Source organism: Thauera sp., from assembly GCF_047601425.1.
GTDB lineage: Bacteria > Pseudomonadota > Gammaproteobacteria > Burkholderiales > Rhodocyclaceae > Thauera.
In genome coordinates, this window is record NZ_JASGJL010000001.1 from 19,354 (window position 1) to 41,577 (window position 22,224).

The 22,224-nt window shown below is 66.6% G+C and carries 21 protein-coding genes; 18 read left to right on the top strand and 3 right to left on the bottom strand.

Annotated features, from left to right (window positions below; genetic code table 11):
- Positions 1–1,077: 1,077 nt before the first annotated feature.
- The 7 genes from QM748_RS00120 to QM748_RS00150 all read left to right on the top strand — a co-directional run bounded on the left by QM748_RS00120 (position 1,078) and on the right by QM748_RS00150 (position 8,792).
- A complete protein-coding gene (locus QM748_RS00120) occupies positions 1,078–1,668 on the top strand; it encodes an anthranilate synthase component II (RefSeq protein WP_415245076.1) in 591 nt (196 codons plus the stop codon).
- 14 nt (positions 1,669–1,682) lie between these two features.
- A complete protein-coding gene (gene trpD / locus QM748_RS00125; RefSeq protein WP_415245077.1) occupies positions 1,683–2,726 on the top strand; it encodes an anthranilate phosphoribosyltransferase in 1,044 nt (347 codons plus the stop codon).
- Entirely contained in the window at positions 2,726–3,523 is a 798-nt protein-coding gene (trpC, locus tag QM748_RS00130; RefSeq protein ID WP_415245078.1) for an indole-3-glycerol phosphate synthase TrpC, read from the top strand. The genes trpD and trpC overlap by 1 nt, the downstream gene beginning before the upstream one ends.
- 82 nt (positions 3,524–3,605) lie before the next feature.
- On the top strand, positions 3,606–5,414 hold the full coding sequence (locus tag QM748_RS00135) for a hypothetical protein (protein ID WP_415245079.1): 1,809 nt from the start codon (positions 3,606–3,608) through the stop codon (positions 5,412–5,414).
- A gap of 253 nt (positions 5,415–5,667) precedes the next feature.
- Positions 5,668–7,776: a translocation/assembly module TamB domain-containing protein gene (locus QM748_RS00140; protein ID WP_415247982.1), complete on the top strand. Its 2,109-nt coding sequence runs from the start codon at positions 5,668–5,670 to the stop codon at positions 7,774–7,776.
- Between the two features lie 37 nt (positions 7,777–7,813).
- Positions 7,814–8,377: a peptide-methionine (S)-S-oxide reductase MsrA gene (gene msrA, locus QM748_RS00145; RefSeq protein WP_415245080.1), complete on the top strand. Its 564-nt coding sequence runs from the start codon at positions 7,814–7,816 to the stop codon at positions 8,375–8,377.
- Between the two features lie 70 nt (positions 8,378–8,447).
- Positions 8,448–8,792 (top strand): FKBP-type peptidyl-prolyl cis-trans isomerase, encoded by a 345-nt coding sequence (locus tag QM748_RS00150; RefSeq protein WP_004340455.1) that lies wholly within the window; start codon positions 8,448–8,450, stop codon positions 8,790–8,792.
- An 89-nt stretch (positions 8,793–8,881) separates the two neighbouring features.
- On the opposite strand, the gene recQ is transcribed toward QM748_RS00150, so the two are convergent.
- Both recQ and QM748_RS00160 read right to left on the bottom strand, forming a co-directional pair.
- Entirely contained in the window at positions 8,882–10,738 is a 1,857-nt protein-coding gene (gene recQ / locus QM748_RS00155) for a DNA helicase RecQ (protein WP_415245081.1), read from the bottom strand.
- A gap of 47 nt (positions 10,739–10,785) precedes the next feature.
- A complete protein-coding gene (locus QM748_RS00160) occupies positions 10,786–12,387 on the bottom strand; it encodes a Na/Pi cotransporter family protein (protein ID WP_415247983.1) in 1,602 nt (533 codons plus the stop codon).
- A 365-nt stretch (positions 12,388–12,752) separates the two neighbouring features.
- Between QM748_RS00160 and coxB the strand changes: the two genes are divergently transcribed.
- The 11 genes from coxB to QM748_RS00215 all read left to right on the top strand — a co-directional run bounded on the left by coxB (position 12,753) and on the right by QM748_RS00215 (position 21,270).
- A complete protein-coding gene (coxB, locus tag QM748_RS00165; protein WP_415245082.1) occupies positions 12,753–13,589 on the top strand; it encodes a cytochrome c oxidase subunit II in 837 nt (278 codons plus the stop codon).
- 43 nt (positions 13,590–13,632) lie between these two features.
- The gene (gene ctaD / locus QM748_RS00170; RefSeq protein WP_415245083.1) at positions 13,633–15,213 is read left to right on the top strand and encodes a cytochrome c oxidase subunit I; all 1,581 of its coding nucleotides are present in this window, start codon (positions 13,633–13,635) and stop codon (positions 15,211–15,213) included.
- 39 nt (positions 15,214–15,252) lie between these two features.
- On the top strand, positions 15,253–15,369 hold the full coding sequence (locus tag QM748_RS00175; protein WP_415245084.1) for a cytochrome oxidase small assembly protein: 117 nt from the start codon (positions 15,253–15,255) through the stop codon (positions 15,367–15,369).
- Positions 15,366–15,989, top strand: a complete 624-nt coding sequence (locus QM748_RS00180) for a cytochrome c oxidase assembly protein (protein ID WP_415245085.1) — start codon at positions 15,366–15,368, stop codon at positions 15,987–15,989. The genes QM748_RS00175 and QM748_RS00180 overlap by 4 nt, the downstream gene beginning before the upstream one ends.
- A 3-nt stretch (positions 15,990–15,992) precedes the next feature.
- A complete protein-coding gene (locus QM748_RS00185; protein WP_415245086.1) occupies positions 15,993–16,217 on the top strand; it encodes a DUF2970 domain-containing protein in 225 nt (74 codons plus the stop codon).
- A 36-nt stretch (positions 16,218–16,253) separates the two neighbouring features.
- On the top strand, positions 16,254–17,129 hold the full coding sequence (locus QM748_RS00190) for a cytochrome c oxidase subunit 3 (RefSeq protein ID WP_415245087.1): 876 nt from the start codon (positions 16,254–16,256) through the stop codon (positions 17,127–17,129).
- Between the two features lie 19 nt (positions 17,130–17,148).
- Positions 17,149–17,982, top strand: coding sequence for an SURF1 family protein (locus QM748_RS00195; RefSeq protein WP_415245088.1), 834 nt, complete (start codon positions 17,149–17,151; stop codon positions 17,980–17,982).
- Positions 17,951–18,616, top strand: a complete 666-nt coding sequence (locus tag QM748_RS00200; RefSeq protein ID WP_415245089.1) for a hypothetical protein — start codon at positions 17,951–17,953, stop codon at positions 18,614–18,616. The genes QM748_RS00195 and QM748_RS00200 overlap by 32 nt, the downstream gene beginning before the upstream one ends.
- Complete coding sequence (locus tag QM748_RS00205; protein WP_415245090.1) at positions 18,613–19,677, top strand: COX15/CtaA family protein; 1,065 nt, start codon at positions 18,613–18,615, stop codon at positions 19,675–19,677. Before QM748_RS00200 ends, QM748_RS00205 begins: the two co-directional genes overlap by 4 nt.
- A complete protein-coding gene (cyoE, locus tag QM748_RS00210; RefSeq protein ID WP_415245091.1) occupies positions 19,674–20,570 on the top strand; it encodes a heme o synthase in 897 nt (298 codons plus the stop codon). The genes QM748_RS00205 and cyoE overlap by 4 nt, the downstream gene beginning before the upstream one ends.
- 97 nt (positions 20,571–20,667) lie before the next feature.
- Complete coding sequence (locus QM748_RS00215) at positions 20,668–21,270, top strand: SCO family protein (RefSeq protein WP_415245092.1); 603 nt, start codon at positions 20,668–20,670, stop codon at positions 21,268–21,270.
- A gap of 92 nt (positions 21,271–21,362) precedes the next feature.
- Here the strand turns inward: QM748_RS00215 and rpoH are convergent, their stop codons facing one another.
- Positions 21,363–22,214, bottom strand: a complete 852-nt coding sequence (gene rpoH, locus QM748_RS00220) for an RNA polymerase sigma factor RpoH (RefSeq protein ID WP_415245093.1) — start codon at positions 22,212–22,214, stop codon at positions 21,363–21,365.
- Between the last annotated feature and the right edge of the window lie 10 nt (positions 22,215–22,224).

Sequence of the window (22,224 nt, forward strand, 5' to 3'; positions counted from 1 at the left end):
TGCAATCACTAGCTCCACCTCAGGTGGCCTTGTCTTGCTCGATGTGCAAGAATTGAGGATGCCGGCCCATCGAGCAATGACGAGATGCAAGCTCGATATTGGCGCTCACGGTGCCAGCGTCATAGGTGGCGGCAAGCCGATCAAGACTGATTCGATATCGTCTGATATCCCAGCGGTGTTACGGGACGCATTGAGCCTGCAGCCGGCGTCCAAACTCCAAATGGACACGGAAAATTCCGAGCTTGTCATGCTGGCTCGGAATCCTGATATACCGACATAGCATCTATGCCGAAGCGACGCGGCTCGTTTCAGCGCGTCATTTCACATGCCCGCATGTGTGTGAGAGCGGAATCGTCGCATCTCAAGATGCAGTTCAGTTCGATTGCGCAGACAGAGGGCGTCTTTCGACGCCTTGGCCCCGGGAGGGGGCAGACGCGAGCGACTCGTAGAGCGTTCCTTCCGCTCTTTGGCTTGGCAAGAGCCAAGGTGACCTGGTCGTTATCTCAGAAGTGGACTTTGCCTAGCATGCCCGTGGTAAAATGCCGAAGGTAATATTGGAATTCCGTTCCGGCGCACCCGGGCAGGATTCTGCTTTTTAATTCATAATTTGGTCTGTCCATGACCCGTACCGCTTCGACCAACATCGCTTTGTGGTGGCGCTTCCAATAGGAAGCGGCATGTCGTCGCGGTCTTGACCGCACCTTGCCGCCGTACCGGCAGGCAAGGTTTCAAGAAGGCTTCCCCGGCACGGCGGCTCCAAGATTTGAGGAGATTGCCCGATGCTCGTAGCCCCCCAGCCCCATCGTCGAATAGATGCACCGCGCGCCGCTTCGCCGGGCGGTGTAAAGCTGCCCGTGTTGTCTCTGCACACGGTGGCCCAGCCATGCGGGCGCAGGCGCATCCTTAGCACACCACGTTGGCGCACTCTGCGCCCTCTCTCAAGACGACCCGTTGCCACTGGATTCCGGTGCCTGCTTGCGCTTCTTCCACGGCAATCAATTGCCGATGTGTGTAATGAAGTGTGTAATTGCGGGTGTGTGTAATGAAAAATCTAAATAAAATCAAGGACTTATAGTCATGAGACTCCTGATGATCGACAACTACGACAGCTTCACCTACAACCTGGTGCAGTACTTCGGCGAGCTCGGTGTCCGGGTCGAGGTCTACCGCAACGACGAGATCACTCTCGACCAGATCGTGGCGATGAAGCCCGACCAGCTCGTGATCTCGCCCGGGCCGTGCTCGCCGGCCGAGGCCGGCATCTCGGTGCCGGCGATCAAGGCCTTTGCCGGCAAGCTGCCCATCCTCGGCGTCTGCCTCGGCCACCAGAGCATCGGCGCGGCCTTCGGCGGCCGCGTCGTGCATGCCCGGCAGCTCATGCACGGCAAGACTTCGCCGGTGCGCCACCAGGGTGCCGGCGTGTTCCGCGGCCTGCCTGATCCGCTGGTGTGTACTCGCTATCACTCGCTCGCGATTGAACGCGACAGCCTGCCCGATTGTCTGGAAGTGACCGCCTGGACCGAAGACGGTGAAATCATGGGCGTGCGCCACCGGACGCTGGACGTAGAGGGCGTGCAGTTCCACCCCGAATCGATCCTGACCGAGTGCGGGCACGAGTTGCTGCGCAATTTCCTCGACCGCAGCGCGCCCGTGGCCGCTGCCGCCTGATGACGAACGAGACGATGCCCGACATGATCACGCCCCAGCAAGCCCTGCAACGCACGATCGAACACCGCGAAATCTTCTTCGACGAAATGCTGTCGCTGATGCGCCAGATCATGGCCGGCGAGGTGTCGCCGGTCATGACCGCGGCGATCCTCACCGGCCTGCGGGTCAAGAAGGAGACCATCGGCGAGATCGCTGCCGCCGCCATCGTCATGCGCGAGATGTCGACCAAGGTCGAGGTCAAGCCGCCGCACGAGCACTTCCTCGACGTCGTCGGCACCGGCGGTGACGGTGCCAACACCTTCAACATCTCCACCACCACCATCTTCGTCGCCGCGGCGGCGGGTGCACGCGTCGCCAAGCACGGCGGGCGCGGCGTGTCGTCGAAGTCGGGCGCTGCCGACGTCATCGAAGCGCTCGGCGTCAATCTGGACCTCACCCCGGCCCAGGTCGCCGACTGCATCGAGGCCACCGGCATCGGCTTCATGTATGCGCCGGCCCACCACAGCGCGATGAAGAACGTCGCCCCGGTGCGGCGCGAGATGGGCGTGCGCACGCTGTTCAACATCCTCGGCCCGTTGACCAACCCTGCGAGCGCGCCCAACACCCTGATGGGCGTGTTCCACCCCGACCTGGTCGGCATCCAGGCGCGCGTCATGGAGCGCCTCGGCGCCAGGCACGTGCTGGTCGTGCATGGCATGGACGGCATGGACGAAGTCAGCCTCGGCGGCGCGACCCTGGTCGGCGAGCTCAAGGACGGCAAGGTCAGCGAATACGAGATCCACCCCGAGGACTTCGACATCCCGATGGCCAGTAGCCGCAACCTGCGCGTCGCCGACGCCGACGAGTCGCGCCAGGTGCTGCTCGGCGTGCTCGACAACCGGCCCGGCCCGGCCCGCGACATCGTTGTCTTCAATGCCGGCGTGGCGCTGTACACCGCCAACATCGCCGATTCGATCGGTGCCGGCATCGTCCTCGCGCGCGAAACCATCGCCAGCGGCGCGGCGCGCGCCAGGCTGGACGACTTCGTGCGTTTCACCCAGCAATGCCGGAGCGCCTGATGAGCGATATCCTCAACAAGATCTGCGCCGTCAAGGTCAAAGAAGTCGCCGCTGCCCGCGCGCTCAAGCCGCTCGAAACCATCCGCGCCGAAGCCGCAGCCCAGCCCGCCGCGCGCGATTTCGTCGGTGCCATCCGCGCCCGCCATGCCGCCGGCCGGCCGGCGGTGATCGCCGAGATCAAGAAGGCCAGCCCGTCCAAGGGCGTGATCCGCGCCGATTTCCGTCCCGCCGACATCGCCCGCTCGTACGAGCAGGCCGGCGCTGCCTGCCTGTCGGTGCTGACCGACCGCGAATTCTTCCAGGGCGCGCCCGAGTACCTGCAGGCCGCCCGCGCCGCCTGCGCGCTGCCGGCGCTGCGCAAGGATTTCCTCGTCGATGCCTGGCAGGTGTACGAAGCCCGCGCGATGGGCGCCGACGCCATCCTGCTGATCGCTGCCTGCCTCGATCTGGCGCAGATGCGCGACATGGAAACGATCGCGCATGAACTCGGCATGGCGGTGCTGGTCGAGGTACATGATGCGGAGGAGCTTGAAAGCGCCCTGCAGTTGCGGACCCCGCTGATCGGCGTCAACAACCGCAACCTGCGTACCTTCGAGGTTTCGCTGCAGGCCACGCTGGACCTGCTGCCGCGCATCGCCAGCGCGGGTGCCGACCGTATCGTCGTCACCGAATCCGGCATCCTGAAGCCCGAGGATGTCTCGCTGATGCGCGGCAAGGCAGTGGAGACCTTCCTGGTCGGCGAAGCCTTCATGCGTGTTGACGAGCCGGGCGAGGGGCTGCGCGCCCTGTTCGGCTGAGCCGTGCCGCCGCTGCCGGCGATTCATCGCCAGCCGGGGCCGTGATGCCTCCGGCCCCGTGAACCCATCAGCCTGAAAACGCATGGACAAACCGGAACAGCCTTCGACGAGCGAGCAAGCGAATCTTTCCCCGGCGCCCAGGCGCCGGCGCGGTCTGCGCGCCTGGCTGAAAGGCGGTCTGATCGCCGTGCTCGTCGCCGTTGCGCTGGTGCTGGGCGCGGTCGCCTGGCTGCTCGGCACGCGCTCGGGGCTGGACGCCGCGATCGCCCTCGGCCAGCGGGCGACGGACGGCGCGCTGCGGATCGAAGGTGCGCAGGGTCGGCTGCTGGGGCCGCTGAAGATCGACGCGCTGCATTACCACACCGAGGACCTGCGCCTGGACCTGCAGACGCTGGAGCTGGCCTGGCAGCCCGCGGCCCTGCTCGGGCGCAAGCTGGCCGTCGATCGCCTTGCCGTCGAACGCATCGATTTCGCTCAGCGCGGTGAGGAGAAGGACGAGACCGAGCGCGAGCCGCTGGCAGCGCCCGAGGACTTGCAGATTCCGCTCGAAATCGAACTGAGCCGGCTGGAGCTGGGGCGTTTCGAGCTGCACGAATGGGCGCCGGAGCCGGGTGATGCGCCGCCTGCGGCAGGCTTCTGGGTCGCCGGCCTGAGCGCTGCGCTCGGCAGCGACGGCAGGCACCACCAGGTGCGTGAACTGGCGCTCGAATTGCCGCAGGGCCGGGTCATGCTCGAAGCCGCGCTCGACGGCCTCAAGCCTTTCGCGCTGACGGGTGACATCCGTTTCGATGGCCTCATCGAAGAGCGCCCGCTCGAGGCCAGGCTTGCCGCTTCCGGCACGCTGCTCGCACCGCATGCCGAGCTCACGGCCGCTGCCGAAGGCCTGAACGCCCATGTGGTGGCGGACGCCGCGCCTTTCGAACCGATGCCGCTGCGCGCGCTGAAGCTGGAGGCGGGCGAAATCGATCCTTCGGCTTTTGTCGAAGGCTTGCCGCACGCCGCGCTTCGGCTCGAAGCCGAACTCGCGGCTGTCGCCGAGGGCGGCAGTCTGCCGGCCGAGCCGCAATCGGCCGGACCGAACCTCGCCGGGCCGAACCTGGTTGGACCGTTCCGCCTGCTGAATCGCCAGCCGGCAGCCGTGGATGCGGGCGGCATTCCCGTCACTTCCGTTTCCGGCCGGCTGGACCTGAAACCCAGCGCGATCGGTGTCGACGAGCTCGACATCCGCCTGCCGGGCGATGGCCGCATCGGCGGCCGGCTTGCCTGGCAGCCGCCGGCCGCCGGTGATGCGGGCGCGGAGACGGATCGAGCAGGGCAATCCAAGGTGGTGGACATCGGGCAGCTCGTTGCCGTGCTCGAGCTTGCCGGCATCGATACCCGTGCCCTCGATACCCGCCTGCCCAGGCAGCGCCTGGCGGGCCGCATCGACGCCGAGGCGGATGCGCAGCGCCAGCAGGCGGAGCTGGCGCTGACGCTCGGCGCAGCCAGAATCGATGCGCGAGCCGAACTGCTCGCGCAGGCGGCAGGAGAAGCTGCGGCCGGCGATCCGGCGGCCGGCGCTCCGGCGGCTGGCGGCGACGCTCCGGCCGCAGGTGAAACCGTGGCCGCTGCGCCCCCACGGCGTTTTTTGGTCAACGCCCGCCTGCGCGACGTTCGACCCGCGCGCGCTGCTCCCGGAAGCGCCGAAGGCACGCCTCAATCTCGATCTCGACGCCTCCGGCGAACTGCCGGAAGCCGGCCTGCCGCAGGCGGTACAAGTCGTCTTCCAGATTCCCGACAGCCGCCTCGAAGATCTCGCGCTCGGCGGCAAGGGCCGCTTGAGGCTGGAGGGCGAGCGTCTGCCCGAAGTGGCGCTCGATCTGAACATCGCCGGCAACTCGCTGGTGGCTGAAGGCGCCTGGGGCGCCCCCGGCGATGTGCTCAAGTTCGCCCTCGACGCCTTGAAGCTCGACGCGCTCGGCCACGGCCTGGCCGGCAAGGCCAGTGCCAGCGGACGACTGAGCGGCACGCTGGAGCTGCCGTCGGGCGAACTGCAGTTCTTCGGCGAGGCGCTGCGGCTGCCGGGCGGCGTGCGCCTGCTCGGCGTCAACGGCGTCGGCCGGCTCGATGCCGGCGCCGATGGCCCGTTCCAGCTGTCGATGGGGATGTCCGGGCTGGGGCCGACCGCAAGGGACGCCGAGGGCAGGGTACAGCCCGACTGGCTGGCCAATGCCCGCCTGTCCGCCTCGGGCACCCGGGCGCGCCACGACATCGAGCTCGATCTCGCCACGCCGGAACTGGACGGTGCCGGCGACACGCTGAAGCTGAGCCTGAAGGGCGGCTTGCAGGCGCCGACTGCGCAGCGGCCCGGCCCGCGCTGGCTGGGCGAACTGAGTGCCCTGGAGAGCGCCGGCCGCTTTGCCGCCCGGCTATTGGCGCCGGCCCGGCTCGATCTGTCGCCGGAAGCCGCCAGCATCGGCGAGGCACGGCTCGATCTGGGCGAAAAGGGCCGCCTGCACCTGCAGGAAACCGCCTGGTCGCCGCAGCGGAGCGTGGCGCGCGGGACCTTGACCGGCCTCGCCTTCGGCCCCTTGACCCGCGCCGATGGCCAGCCGAGGCGGGGGCCCGGCCCGCTGGTGCTCGGCGCCGACTGGAACCTGAGCGTCGGCACGACACTGGACGGCCAGGCGCGTCTGTTCCGTGAATCGGGTGACATCACCATCGAAGGCGAAACCCGCACCCGGCTCGGCCTGGAGACGCTGGAGGCGGTGCTGAAGGCCAGCGGCAACCGCCTGAGCCTGACGGCCCAGGCGCGTGGCAGCGAGATCGGCAGCCTGCAGGCCAATGCCGGACTGCAGGCGCAGCGCGGCGCGGACGGCTTGTGGTCGGTGCCGCCGGATGCTGCGCTGGCGGGCTCGGCCGAGCTCGACGTACCGTCGATCGGCTGGCTGGGCCGCCTGGTGCCCGAGAGCATCGAAGCCGGCGGCAGCCTGAAGGGCAAGGTCGAGCTGGGCGGCACGCTGGCCGCGCCACGCGCTTCCGGCCGCGTCAGCGGCCGCACGCTGGAGATCGCGCTGGTCGATCAGGGGCTGCACCTGTCCGGTGGCGAGTTCGATGCCAGCTTCGACAACGATCGCGTGCGTCTCGACCGGCTGTCCTTCGTGTCGCCGAATCGCGTGCGCCCGCGCGAGAACCGCATTCCCTTCGATCGCCTGACCGCGACACCGGGCACGTTCACCGCCAGCGGCGAAGTGAAGCTCGACAGCGGCGACGGCGATTTCAGCTTCCGCGCCGACCGCCTGCCGCTGCTGCAGCGCGACGACCGCTGGATGCTGCTGTCGGGCGAAGGCACGGCGCGCAGCACCTGGACCTCGCTGGTGCTGAATGCGGATTTCCGTAGCGATGCCGGCTACATCGAGTTTGCCGAAACGCCGCCGCCCAGCCTGTCGGACGACGTCGTCGTGCTCGGCCGCGACGAAGAGCCGGCCAAGGGCGGTTTCGCGCTCACCGCCGATATCGGCGTCAGCCTGGGCAATGCGCTCTACCTGTCGGCGATGGGGCTGGAGACCCGGCTGGCGGGCGAACTGAAGCTGCGCATGCGCCCCGGCTTGCCGATGTCGGCGATCGGCAGCATCGCCACCGTCGGCGGCTCCTACCGCGGCTACGGCCAGAGCCTCGTCATCGACCGCGGCGTGGTCAACTTCCAGGGGCCGCTCGACGCGCCGGGGCTGGACATCGTCGCGCTGCGCAAGGGCCTGGCGGTCGAGGCGGGCGTGGCGGTCACCGGCAGTGCCAAGCGGCCGCAGATCCGGCTGGTGTCCGAGCCGAACGTGCCCGACCCCGACAAACTGTCGTGGATCGTGCTCGGGCGCGCGCCCGATTCCGGCTCCGGTGCCGACCTCGGCCTGCTGCTGCCGGCTGCGCAGGCCCTGCTCGGCGGCCCGGGCGGCGGCATGACCGAGGAGCTGTCGCGCAGCCTGGGCTTCGACAGCTTCTCGATCGGCCAGGGCGAACTCAACAGCACTTCGCGCGCAGCCAGCAGCCGCGTGCTCGGCAGCGGCTCGACCGTCGCCAGCGACCCGTCGGTGGCCGGCCAGGTGCTGAGCGTGGGCAAGCGCCTGAGTCCCGATCTGTTCCTGTCCTTCGAGCAGAGCCTGGGCGGCGCCGAAACCCTGGTCAAGCTCAGCTACCAGCTGTCGCGGCGGCTGTCGATGGTGGCGCGCGGCGGCACCGATACTTCGCTGGACCTCCACTACGGTTTTTCCTTCCGCTGAGCGTGCCGGCGGATCTGCCAAGCAAGGGAGCATGATCATGACGACTGAAACGAAAACGAGCCCGGAACTCGAAGCCGCCATTTTCGGTGGCGGCTGCTTCTGGTGCCTGGAGGCGGTCTTCCTCGAAGTCGAAGGCGTCCATGCGGTGATGTCCGGCTACTGCGGCGGCCATGTTGACTCGCCGAGCTACCGTCAGGTCTGCACCGGTACCACCGGGCATGCCGAGGTGGTGAAGATCGACTTCGACCCCGCAGTGATCAGCTACCGCGAACTGCTCGAGATCTTTTTCGCCATCCATGACCCGACCACGCCGGACCGCCAGGGCAATGACCGTGGCCCGCAGTACCGTTCGGCGATCTTCGCCACCAGCGAAGCGCAGCGCCAAGCCGCGCTGGCGATGATCGCCGAACTGGAAGCGGAGCAGGTCTTCGCCGGGCCGATCGTCACCACGGTGGAAGCCGCGCCTGCATTCTGGCCGGCCGAAGTCGAGCACCACGACTACTTCGCCCGCAACGGCGAGCAGCCGTACTGCCAGATGGTGGTGGCGCCCAAGCTGGCCAAGTTCCGCGCCCGGTTCGCCGGCCGCCGCCGCGACCGATGACGGGCGGCGGCAGGAAGGCCGCAGCGGCAGGTAGAATCCCAGCCTTTATCCCCCGGAGCAGGAGAAGCGCATGACCCAGACCACCACCGCCAGCGGCCTCGTCATCGACGACATCGAAACCGGCAGCGGCGAAACCGCCGTCAAGGGCAAGATGGTGTCGGTGCATTACACCGGCTGGCTGACCGACGGCCGCAAGTTCGATTCGTCGAAGGATCGCAACGATCCGTTCAACTTCCCGCTCGGCGCAGGCCACGTCATCCGCGGCTGGGACGAAGGCGTGCAGGGCATGCAGGAAGGCGGCAAGCGCAAGCTGACGATTCCGCCGGAACTGGGCTATGGCGCCCGCGGCGCCGGCGGCGTGATCCCGCCCAACGCCACGCTGGTGTTCGAGGTCGAATTGCTGAAGGTGCTGTAAGCAGCCTGCTGCCGGCAGTTCTTGCAGTTCGGGAAACGGGGTGGGATCCACGATGGGTTTCACCCCGTTTTCAGTTGCAGCGAGCCGTCTCAGCTCGTCTCGGCGACGATGCCGAGGATGGCCTCGCCGTAGGCTTCCAGCTTGCGGTCGCCGACGCCGCTGATGCCGGCCAGTTCGGCCAGCGATTGCGGCCGGGTGATGGCGATCTCGCGCAGCGTGGCGTCCTGGAAGACGACGTAGGCCGGCACGTTGCGTTCCTTGGCAGTCGCCGCCCGCCAGGCGCGCAGGCGGTCGAACAGCGTGGTCGGGATGCCGCCCGGAATGTCGAGCGGGGCGGCGCCGCGGCGCTTGCCGCGGCTGCGGCTCTTTTCGCGTTCCAGGCGCAGGTGGAACTCGGCTTCGCCGCGCAGCAGCGGGCGCGCGGCATCGGTCAGGCGCAGCGCGTTGTAGCGTTCGTGGTCCACGGCGACGAATTCGCGCGCGACCAACTGGCGGAAGATCGTGCGCCAGCGCTTTTCGTCCAGGTCGCTGCCGATGCCGAAAGTGGTGAGGTCCTGGTGGCTGCGTTCGACGACCTTGTCGGTCAGTTCGCCGCGCAGTACGTCGATCAGGTGGCCGGCGCCGTAGCGCTGGCCGGTGCGGTAGACGCAGCTCAGCGCCTTGCGCGCGGCTTCGGTCGCATCCCAGGTCTGCGGCGGATTCAGGCAGTTGTCGCAGTTGCCGCAGGGGCCGGAATCCTCGCCGAAGTAGGTCAGCAGGTGCTGGCGGCGGCAGGTGGTGGCCTCGACCAGGCCGACCAGCACGTCGAGCCGGTTGCGCGCCAGGCGCTTGAATTCCTCGCTGGCTTCGGATTCGTCGATCATGCGGCGCTGCTGCACCACGTCCTGGGCGCCCCAGGCCATCCAGGCCTGCGCCGGCAGGCCGTCGCGGCCGGCGCGGCCGGTTTCCTGGTAATAGCCTTCGATCGAGCGCGGCAGATCGAGGTGGGCGACGAAGCGCACGTCCGGCTTGTCGATGCCCATGCCGAAGGCGATCGTCGCCACCATGATCAGGCCGTCCTCGCGCAGGAAGCGGGTCTGGTGCTCGGCGCGCACGTCCTGCGTCATGCCGGCATGGTAGGGCAGGGCTTTCAGCCCCTGCTCCTGCAGCCAGACGGCGGTCTCTTCCACTTTGCGCCGCGACAGGCAGTACACGATGCCGGCCTCGGCCGCGCATTCCTCGCGGATGAAGTGCAGCAACTGGCGGCGCGGATCGTCCTTGTCGACGATGGTATAGCGGATGTTGGGCCGGTCGAAGCTGGAGACGAAGCGGCGCGCGTGCTGCAGGTTCAGCCGCTGGGCAATCTCCTCGCGGGTCTGGCGGTCGGCGGTGGCGGTCAGCGCGATGCGCGGGATGGAGGGGTAGCGCTCCGGCAGGATCGACAGCTGCAGGTACTCGGGGCGGAAGTCGTGCCCCCATTGCGAGACGCAGTGCGCTTCGTCGATGGCGAACAGCGCCAGCCGGCCGGTGTCGCGCAGATGGTCGAGCAGGTCGAGGAAGCGCGGCGTCATCAGGCGCTCGGGCGCGACGTAGAGCAGTTCGAGTTCGCCGGCGTACAGCGCGCGTTCGACCGCACGGGCGGCCTCCATGTCCTGGCTGGAGTTCAGGAAGGCGGCGCCGACACCGGCTTCGACCAGGGCGCTGACCTGGTCCTGCATCAGCGCGATCAGCGGCGACACCACGATCGCCGTGCCCTCGCGCAGCAAGGCAGGAATCTGGAAGCACAGCGACTTGCCGCCGCCGGTAGGCATCAGCACCAGCGCGTCGCCGCCGGCCGCCACGTGCTCGACGATGGCCTGCTGCTCGCCGCGGAAGGCGGCGTAGCCGAAGACGTGTTCGAGGATGTGCAGGGCGCCGCCCGGCTGGCCGGAAGAAGGCGTGGTGGAAGGGGCGAACGCGGTGTCCATGGCGCGTATTGTACCGGCTTAGTCTCTGCAGTCCGGCGCGGGGCGTCTCAGTCGCCGTTTTCGGCGCTTTCCTCTTCCCGCGCCGCCTCGGTGGCCGAGGTGCCTTCCTCGAGGGCGGCGATCATGCGCGCGGCTTTCGCCACCTGCTTGGCGGCGCGGCGGGTGACGCTCGCCAGCCGCAGCCAGTCCTGCATCGCCGGGATGCCGAGGCGGGCGTGGGCGCCAGCGAGGAACAATGCCTCCTTCAAGGTCTGGTAGCGTATTTCGACCTCGTCGAGCAGTACAGAAACCGCGCTGGCGTTGAATGCTTCCTGGCGGGGATCCGATGCGATCGCCAGATGTGCGACGGCTTCGCGGAAAGCTTCGAGCTCGCTGCAGAAATCCTGTGAGTCCGGGGCCGGGAGGTTCCTCGCCAGACCGGCTGCTTCCTGCATTTGTACGGCCGCGGTTTCCTGGTAGCGCAGCGTACGCAGGCTGTGGGCGAGCCGGGCGGCGAGGGTGGGCGGCAGTGACACGGTGCTCAGCTCATGGGCGTAGTTGCCGATCGCCGGTGCCAGTGCCTGCAGCGCCTTCGTCTCCCGTGTCATCGTGGCTTCATCCGGCGGCTGCATTGCGCTGGCGGCCAGTGCGGCCACGGCAAAACCCTGCGTGCGGCTCAGTTCCAGGCGCAGGGCGTGCATTGCCAGGTCGGGGATCGCCAGCGAGTTGGTGTCGAGGTGTTGCGGACGGGCTGCTTCTTCCTCGCGGGTGCGGAACATTCGGTTCAGCTGGCGCAGCATTCCGGGTGCCAGCGGCACCATCAGCAGCACGCCGATGACATTCGAGATGGTGTGGAACAGCGCGATCATCAGCGACGGCGTCGCCGGCTGCCCGAGCAGGCCGGGCAGCCAGTCGATCAAGCGGACCAGCAGCGGTAGCAGCAGCAAGGCTGCGGTGGCGGTGACGACGTTGAACAGCACATGGGCCGCCGCCAGCCGGCGGGCGTTCGAGGTCGCGCCGATGGCGGCAAGGACGGCGGTGGAAGTGGTGCCGATGTTGGTGCCGATCACGATCGCGCAGGCTGCTTCCACCGACAGCAGGCCCCCTTGGGCGGCGGTGATGACGATGGCGATCACCGCGCCTGAAGTCTGCATGATGACGGTGAGCAGCGTGCCGACACCGATCAGGATCAACCAGCCGGTGAGGCCTGGGGAGATGAAGTCCCGCAGGTCGACAATGTCGCCGACGACCGAGAAGCTGTCCTTGAGCACGCCGATGCCTAGGAACAGCACGCCGAAGCCTGCCAGTGCCTGCCCCAGTGAACGGGAGCGAAGTGTGCGGCCGGCCAGCATCAGCACGGAGCCGATGCCGACGAAGGCCAGGGCAAAGGTATCGATCTTGAAGCCGAAGCCGAGCACGGCCACCAGCCAGGCATTCATCGTCGAGCCCAGATTCGAGCCGAAGATCACCCACAAGGCATTCTTCAGCGACAGCAGGCCGGTGTTGACGAAGCCGATGCTGGCGATGGTGACGGCGGTGGACGATTGCACCAGCGAGGTGATCAGGTAACCGGCGGCCAGCCCGCGCGGGGCGGTGGAGGTGCCGCGTTCGAGCAGGCTTTCCAGCGCGCGGCCGGCGGCGAGCTTCAGGCCGTCGGTCATCATGCCCATGCCGATCAGGAACAGGCCGATGCCGCCGATGAGTGCGCTGAACAGGGCAAACGGGGTCGGGGTGGCGGCTTCCAGAGCACTCTCCTGGCTGGCATGACTGACGGGAAGCGTAATACCGATTGCGATCCGGGCAAAGGGGCGCGCGTGTCGCCCGTGGCTTGGCAGGCTGCGGGTTTGTTGCGCTGCCAGAAAGCCGCCCATGGGAAAACCCCGAAGCCGTGGTCAAAGAGCAGGCACATCGCGGCACTTAGCAAATATTGCAATGCGGCAGCTTGATTTTTATCAAAAACCCATGTTGCGAATATGATTTTTGCTATGGCACCATCGTTCGCACAGACCAAAACTACATCGCGTAGGGGGTGGTCATGGAACGTGCCAGTCGCATCACGGGCATTCTGCTAGCCGTCGGCGTTGCGTGTCCTGTATTCGCGCAGGACTCGCCTGCGCGCTATAACCTCCAGGCTCCGGTCACCAGCGTCGCCGAGCAGATCCACGACATGCATACGCTGATGCTGTTGATCTGTCTGGTCATCTTCATCGGCGTGTTCGGCGTGATGTTCTGGGCGGTGCTCCATCACCGCAAGTCCAGGGGCGCGGTCGCCGCCAATTTCCACGAGAACACCGCGGTCGAGATCGCGTGGACCGTCATTCCCATCCTGATCCTGCTCGGCATGGCCTGGCCTGCGACCCGGACCGTGATCGAGATGAAGGACACCTCCAACCCCGACATCACCGTCAAGGCCACCGGTTATCAGTGGAAATGGGGCTACGACTACCTGCAGGGTGAAGGCGAGGGCATTCGTTTCCTGTCCAGTCTGTCCACGCCGCGCGAGCAGATCGAAGGCGGTGTGCCCAAGGGCGAAGCCTACTTGCTGGAAGTCGACAAGCCGCTGGTGGTGCCGGTGGGCAAGAAGGTACGGGTGCTGCTGACGGCCAACGACGTCATCCATTCATGGTGGGTGCCGGCCTTCGGCGTCAAGCAGGATGCCATTCCCGGCTTCATCCGCGACACCTGGTTCCGTGCCGACAAGGAAGGCATCTACCGGGGCAACTGTGCCGAGCTGTGCGGCCGCGATCATGGTTTCATGCCGATCGAGGTCCACGTGCTGTCGGCCGAGAAGTACACCGAGTGGGTACAGCAGCAGACGGCGGCGACGGGCGCCGAGCAGGTATCGCTGGCTCCGCAGTCGCCGGCCCTGTAGCCGCACAGCTTGCCCCGCCGTCGTTTGACAGGAGGACCTTCGCATGGCCGCCGTCACACATGATCAGATCCAGACCCATCATCATGGCCCGAGCGGCCTGATGCGCTGGCTCACGACGACCAACCACAAGGACATCGGCACGTTGTACATGATCTTCAGCTTCATCATGTTCCTGTCCGGGGGCGTGATGGCGCTGACGATCCGTGCCGAACTGTTCCAGCCCGGCCTGCAGGTGGTGCAGCCGGAGTTCTTCAACCAGCTCACGACCATGCACGGACTGGTGATGATCTTCGGCGCCATCATGCCAGCCTTCGTCGGCCTCGCGAACTGGATGATCCCGCTGATGATCGGCGCCAGCGACATGGCCTTCGCGCGGATGAACAACTGGAGCTTCTGGCTGCTGCCGCCGGCCGCGATCCTGCTGCTGGGTTCCTTCTTCGTCCCCGGCGGCGCCTCGGCTGCGGGATGGACGCTATATGCGCCGCTGTCTGTGCAGATGGGCATGGGGGTGGACATGGCGATCTTCGCCATCCACATCATGGGCCTCAGCTCGATCATGGGCGCGATCAACATCGTCGTCACCGTGCTCAACATGCGCGCGCCAGGCATGACCCTGATGAAGATGCCGATGTTCTGCTGGACCTGGTTGATCACGGCCTACCTGCTCATCGCGGTGATGCCGGTGCTGGCCGGCGCGGTGACGATGATCCTGACCGACCGCCACTTCGGCACCAGCTTCTTCAACGCCGCGGGCGGCGGCGATCCGGTCATGTACCAGCACATCTTCTGGTTCTTCGGCCATCCGGAGGTTTACATCATGATCCTCCCGGCCTTCGGCATCGTCAGCCACATCATCCCCGCCTTCGCGCGCAAGCCGCTGTTCGGTTATGCCTCGATGGTCTATGCCACGGCCTCCATCGCCATCCTGTCCTTCGTCGTCTGGGCGCACCACATGTTCGCCACCGGCATGCCGGCGGCAGGCCAGCTCTTCTTCATGTACGCGACGATGCTGATCGCGGTGCCCACCGGCGTGAAGGTGTTCAACTGGGTGGCGACGATGTGGCGCGGCTCGATGACCTTCGAGACACCGATGCTGTGGGCCACCGGCTTCATCTTCGTGTTCACGATCGGCGGCTTCACCGGCCTCATCTGTGCCATCGCGCCGATCGACATCCAGGTGCAGGACACCTATTACGTCGTCGCCCACTTCCACTACGTGCTGGTGGCCGGCTCGCTGTTCGCGCTGTTCGCCGGCGCCTACTACTGGCTGCCGAAATGGACCGGCCGCATGCCCAGCGAGATTCTCGGCAAGCTGCACTTCTGGTGCTCGATGGTGTTCTTCAACATCACCTTCTTTCCGATGCACTTTCTCGGCCTCGCCGGCATGCCGCGCCGCATTCCCGACTATGCATTGCAGTTCGCCGATTTCAATGCCATGGCTTCGGTGGGCGCCTTCGGCTTCGGCCTGTCGCAACTGATCTTCATAGCCGTGGTGGTCAAGTGCGCACGAGGCAGCGGCGAGCGTGCGGCGCCATGTTCCTGGGAAGGATCGGAGGGGCTGGAATGGACGGTGCCTTCGCCTGCTCCGCATCACACGTTCGAGGAAGCGCCGACGATACGGTGAGGGCGCCGCCGCTGGCACGATCTGCAGAGGGAGTGGGACATGACACGAACCGAGGAGCGCAGGGCAGCCAACCGCCGCACTGGCCTGATGCTGGCGGCTGTCGCCTTCACCTTTTTCCTGATCGTGATCATCGAGTACGAGGTTCTCGGGCCATGAGTGCGCAGGCGGGCCGCCATCTCGCTGAGGACAACCGCCGCCTGTTGCTCCGCCTGGCTGTGGCGGCGGCGGTGATGTTCGGTTTCGGTTTTTTGCTCGTGCCCTTTTACGAAAAGATCTGCGAGGTCACTGGCATCAACAATTTCCTGCGCCCGGAAGCCGAACAGGGCGCACGAGCGGTGGGGAATACGCAAGTCGATGCCAGCCGCAGCATCCTCGTCCAGTTCGACGCCAACCTGCACGATCTGCCGTGGCGCTTCCAGCCGCTGCAGCGCTCGATCGAAGTGCATCCGGGCGAGCTCGTCCAGGTCGAATACGAAGTGTCCAACACGCGCGACGTGCCGGTCACCGGCCAGGCGGTGCCGAGCTACGGCCCGCAGGTTGCGGGACGCCATTTCAACAAGCTGGACTGCTTCTGCTTTGCCCAGCAGACCCTGGCGCCGGGGGAGCGTCGCGTCATGCCGGTGGTGTTCGTGATCGATCCTGCGCTGCCTGAGGATGTCACGGTCATCACGCTGTCGTACACCTTCTTCGAGTTGCAGGGGCGCAACGTGGCGGCTGTGGCGCCCTCTGGAAAAGTGGCTGCCGGTGCAGCTGCAGTACCGGCAGCAGGAGGTTGAGCGATGGAGGCGGGGCAAGACGAGTTCGCGCGTAGTGCCCCACGCCAGGCCGGCTTCTGGGCGACGATGCGTGCCGTGCTGTGGTCCTTCTTCGGCGTGCGCAAGCGGCAGGCCTACCTGGACGACGCCGGGTCGCTGAATCCGCTTGCAGTGGTCGTGGCCGGTGTGCTGGCCGGGGCCATTTTCATCATCACCATCGTCGTCGTGGTACAGCTGGTGCTCGCCTAGCGGCACCGACCAGAGTCCGAAGAGAGGGAGAAAGCCATGAGTCAGACAACTGCCGCTCGGGGATTCGACCACTATTTCGTGCCCGAGCCGTCAACATACCCGATCTTCGGCTCGGTCGCGTTGCTGCTGTTCGGTGCCGGGGCAGCACTGTGGCTCAACCATGTGCCGGCCGGGCCGTGGGTTTTCTTCGCCGGCGTGGCAATCCTGATCTACATGCTGTTTGGCTGGTTCGGCCAGGTGGTGCGTGAATCCGAGTCCGGCAGCTACGGCAGGCGGGTGGGGCTGTCCTTCCGCTGGTCGATGGGCTGGTTCATCTTCTCGGAGGTGATGTTCTTCGCTGCCTTCTTCGGCGCGCTGTTCTATGCTCGTGTGCTGTCCGTGCCATGGCTGGCCTCGGGCGACAACGAGGCAGTACTGTGGCAGGGCTTCAGCAGCGCCTGGCCGACCGCCGGACCTTATACGCCGAGCGGTGCCGAAGCGTTCACGCCGATGGGCGCCTGGGGGATCCCGGCGATCAACACGCTGATCCTCCTGACTTCCGGCGCGACGCTGACTTGGGCGCACCACGGCCTGCGCAGCGAGCGGCGAGGGCAGCTCAAGCTGGGGCTGCTGGCCACCATCGTGCTCGGCCTGATCTTCCTCGGCTTGCAGGTCTATGAATATGGGCACGCTTATGCCGAGCTCAATCTGAGGCTCGACAGCGGCATCTATGGCACGACCTTTTATCTGCTCACTGGCTTCCACGGGCTGCACGTCACCATCGGCGTGATCATGCTGTCGGTGATGCTGGGCCGCGCGCTGGCCGGGCATTTCACGCCACAACGCCACTTCGGCTTCGAGGCCGCAGCCTGGTACTGGCACTTCGTCGATGTCGTGTGGCTGATCCTGTTCGTCGTCGTTTATCTGCTGTAGCTGCCAGGGAGCTGATGCGATGCCAGCCGCTGCGCGCCTCCGCCTGTTGCTGCCGCTGCTGGCAGGCGCGCTGGTGGCTGCCGTTGCGCTGGCGCTGGGGAACTGGCAACTGCGCCGTGCCGAAGAGAAGCAGTCGCTGCAGGCGGAACTCGACGCTGCCACCGGGCGCCCGGCAATGCCGCTCGCGTCCCTTGCGGAAGGCGTTGATTTGGTACCCGGCCAGCGTGTGCGGCTGGAAGGTGAATGGATGCCGGAGGCGGGCATCTTTCTCGACAACCGCACTCATGCTGGCCGAGCCGGTTATCAGGTGCTGACACCCCTGCGCCTGCCCGACGCTTCAGGAGTGGTGCTGGTCAATCGGGGCTGGGTGCAGGCGGGCGCCGATCGCTCGGTCTTGCCCTCGGTGCCGGCCGAGTCCGGCCAGGCGACGCTGGAAGGGCGGATGCAGATACCGGAGAACGGGGCGTTCACGCTGGCGCGCGACGGCGAGCTCGCGCAAGGCCGCCGGTGGCAGGTGCTGGACATCGCCCGGCTGGCCGCGCAGACGGACTTCAACGAAGGTGCCGGAGCAATGGGGAGTCAAGGCTTGCCGCTCTGCGCTGCGCGTGCAGGAGAAAGGGAGCGGGCCGAAGCCTGTTTTGCCTCCTGGCTGGTGCTGCAGACCTCTGCGGCGGACGACGGTCTGGTACGCGACTGGCCGCTGCCGTCGGCCGGCATCGAACGCCATCATGGCTACGCCTTTCAGTGGTATGCGCTGGCAGCGCTTGCCGCGTTGCTGAGTTGCGCCTACGTCTGGCGCCTTTTCCTGCGGAGACCCGACGATGAACGGAACCCTCGCCTCGCCGGGCGCTGAACATGGCCGTTCCACCATCGCAGCCGGGGAACGGCGCAAGGCGCGCCGCACCCTGCTACTGCTTGGGCTGGTCTGTGTGCTGCCGGTGCTTGTGTCCTACCTGATGTTCTACGTCTGGCAGCCGGAGGGGCGGGTCAACAACGGCACCTTGCTCGATCCTGTGTCGTTGCCTGACTCCCGCCTGCAGGGCATCGGCGGCCAGCCGGAGTTGAGCCGCGCAGGGCTGCAGGGGCACTGGACCTTGCTGCTTGCAGCGCCTTCTATCTGCGACAGCGCCTGTGCCCGCGCACTTTACGTGTCGCGGCAGGCGCGTCTGGCGCAGGCCCGCGAGATGGATCGCGTCGCCCGCGTATGGCTGCTCACGGACGGAGGCAAACCCGCCGAGGGACAGGTGTCAGGCTCCTCGCCGGCCGATGCGCTGCACCTCGTCCGTGCCGATGCCAGCTGGCTGGCTGTGCTGCCGCCGCCGGCGAGCGGCAGCCTGGCGGGGACGATCTATCTCGTTGATCCGCTGGGCAACGTGATGATGCGTTTCGACGACCGGCTCGACGTTACCGAAGCGGCGCGGGCGTTGACCAAGGATTTGCAGCGCCTGCTGAAATATTCGGCGCTGGGACGAGGGGAGCAGCCATGATGGCGATGCTTGCCTGGTATCGCCGGCTCGCGTTTGGAGCACTGCTGCTGACTTTCGTCGTCGTCGTCTTCGGCGCCTACGTCCGTCTGGCCGATGCGGGCCTCGGCTGTCCGGACTGGCCGGGCTGCTATGGCAAGCTTTCGCCGGCGCATGCGGCCGATGTCATCCGCGATGTGCATGCTGCCGAGCCTTACGGGCCGGTGAGCCTGCCCAAGGCGTGGAAGGAGATGATCCACCGTTATCTGGCTGCCAGCCTGGGGCTGTTCATCCTCGCCATCGCCGTGCTGGCATGGCGTTTGCGCGGTCATTCCCGTGCGGCACCCGGGGTTGCGCTGGCGCTGGTCGGCGTGGTGGTGTTCCAGGGGCTGCTCGGTAAGTGGACCGTGACGCTACTGTTGAAACCGGCCATCGTCACTGCGCACCTGCTCGGCGGGCTGACGACGCTGGCGCTGCTGGCCTGGCTGGCGCTGCGAGCCTGTGGCGCGCGGCAGGGCGCTGCTGCGAGCCAGCCATCATGGCTGCCAGCCGGAGCGCTGCTGGCCTTCGTGCTGCTCGTTGCCCAGATCGCCCTGGGTGGCTGGACCAGCACAAATTATGCCGCACTCGCCTGTACCGATTTCCCGGCCTGCCATGGCAGCTTCGCGCCCGAGGCCGACTATGCCAATTCCTTCCACGTCGTGCGTGAGCTGGGCATGACGGCCGATGGGGAGTTGCTGTCGAACGCCGCACTGACTGCCATCCACTGGTCGCACCGCATCGGCGCGCTGGTGGCCGGCGGTGCCCTGCTGATGCTGGGCTGTGCGCTCTGCCGGCGGCATGCCACTTTCGATACCGGTGCGGCCCTGCTGGTGGCGCTGATGCTGCAGATCGGACTGGGCATCGCCAACGTGCTGCTGTCCTTGCCTCTGCCGCTGGCAGCAGCACACAACGCCGGTGCCGCACTGCTGGTCGGCATCATGGTGTGGGTTAATTTCCGGCTGGCTGTGCCGCGTGCCGCGGCCCGGCCAGCACGGCATCGCTGCCGTGCGCTGCCGATCATGTTCGAGGAGGGGAGGCCATGAAGACATTTGCCCTGGGAACGGCTCGTACTGGTCGCCTGCATGCTTTCTATGTGCTGACCAAACCGAGAGTGAACACGCTGATCGTGTTCTGTGCGGTCATCGGCATGTTCCTCGCGGTACCTGCGGGGCTGCCGGACGCGCTGACGGTGTTTGCCGCCACGCTCGGCATCGCCTGTGTGGCCGGTGCCGCGGCGGCGATGAACTGTCTGATCGAGCGCCAGATCGATGCCCGCATGGCGCGGACCCGGGGCCGCCCCCTGCCGCGTGGCGAGCTGGCGCCTGCCGAAGTGCTGCTGTTCGCCGGCATGCTGGGCGGCTTCGGCCTGATGGTGCTGCACCGGGCGGTCAATCCACTGACGATGTGGCTCACGCTCGCCACCTTCATCGGCTATGCGGTGGTGTATACGGTGCTGCTCAAGCCGTATACGCCGCAGAACATCGTCATCGGCGGCGCGTCGGGCGCGATGCCGCCGGTGCTGGGCTGGGCGGCGGTGTCGGGCGAGATCAGCGCAGATGCGCTGCTGCTGTTCCTGATCATCTTCGCCTGGACTCCACCGCATTTCTGGGCGTTGGCGCTGTATCGCACCGCCGACTATGCGCGCGCCGGCCTGCCGATGCTGCCGGTGACCCACGGCGCCGAATTCACCCGGCTGTCGGTGCTGCTGTACACCCTGATCCTGTTCGGCGTCACGCTGCTGCCCTTCGCCACGCGCATGAGCGGCGCGCTCTATCTCGGGGTCGCCGTGGGTCTCGGTCTGCGCTTCATCCAGTATGCGTGGCGCCTGTATCGCGACTACAGCGATGCGCTCGCGCGGCGCACCTTCCGCTTCTCCATCGTCTATCTGTTCGGTTTGTTCGCGGCGCTGCTGGTCGATCATTACCTGCCGTGGTGAGAATCCAGGTGCGGCGCCTTGACGCATGGGCCGTGCCCGTTGTGCTGCGAACGACTATCATCGGGCGCTGATCGAACAAGCTGCATCAAGGTGCCCGATGTCTCTTTCCCTTGCCCGTTTCCTGCGTCCGCTGGCTGCGCCCCTGCTCGCGCTCGGCCTGCTGGCTGGCTGCGCGCCGCCTGAGCCCGTCTTCCACAGCACCGACATCACCGGTGCGGAATACGGCCAGAAGCTGCGGCTCACCGACCATCATGGCCAGGAGCGTACGCTGGCGGACTTTACTGGCAAGGTCGTGACGGTTTTCTTCGGCTATACCCAGTGTCCCGATGTCTGCCCGACCGCGCTGTCCGACATGAGCATGGTGATGCAGCAGCTTGGCGCCGATGGCGACAAGGTTCAGGTTCTATTCGTCACGGTGGATCCTGAACGTGACACTCCGGCGCTGCTGGCGGAATACGTGCCGGTATTCGACCAGCGCTTCCTCGGGCTGCACGGCACGCCGGAGCAGATTGCCGAGGTTGCCAAGGATTTCCGCGTGTTCTACCGCAAGAGCGGCGATCTCGACGGCCATTACACCATCGACCATACCGCCGGTACCTACGTGTTCGACCCCCAGGGCCGGCTGCGCCTGTATTTGAAGCACGGCGAAGAGCCGGACAAGGTCGCGGCCGATATTGCTGCGCTGCTGGCGGGGAAATGAGCCCGCGAATGTCGGGCCGGCGGATGCGCTGACGGTAAACGAGAACGGCAACCCTGCGGTTGCCGTTCTCATCGAGGCACCAAGAGCGGAGTTCAGACCGCTTCGGCCAGCATCCCGCGCATCTTCTGCATCGCCTTGGCTTCGATCTGGCGGATGCGTTCAGCGGAGACGCCATATTCCGCCGCCAATTCGTGCAGCGTGGCGCTGTCGCCTTCGCTCAGCCAGCGGCGCTGGACGATGTTGCGGCTGCGGTCGTCGAGGCTGGCCAGGGCATTGCGCAGGCCGACGTCCTGCATGTGGGCGAGCTGCGTGCGGGCCAGCACCTCGGACGGTTCGGCGTGCGGGTCGGGCAGGTAGGCGATCGGCGCGAAGCGCTCGTCGTCATCGTCGCCGCTGCCTTCCAGCGGAATGTCGCGGCCGCCGAGACGGGTCTCCATCTCGACCACTTCCTCGGGCTTGACGCCGAGCTGGGTGGCGATGGCATCGACCTCGACCGGGTTCAGCGTGCCGGAATCCTGCTTCATGCCGCGCAGGTTGAAGAACAGCTTGCGCTGGGCCTTGGTCGTGGCGATCTTCACCAGGCGCCAGTTCTTCAGCACGTATTCGTGGATTTCGGCCTTGATCCAGTGCATCGCGAACGACACCAAGCGCACGCCGCGCGTGGGGTCGAAGCGCTTCACCGCCTTCATCAGGCCGATGTTGCCTTCCTGGATCAGGTCGGCGTGCGGCAGGCCGTAGCCCAGATAGCCGCGTGCGATCGCGACCACCAGCCGCAGGTGCGACATCACCAGCTGGCGAGCCGCATCGACGTCCCCCTGCTCGTGCAGGCGCGTTGCCAATTCCACTTCCTGCTGCTCGCTGAGCATGGGCATGCGATTGACGCTCTGGATGTACTGATCCAGGCTGCCAGCGGCGGGAATGGGAAACGACAGGGCTTGAGACATAGGCTTGTGT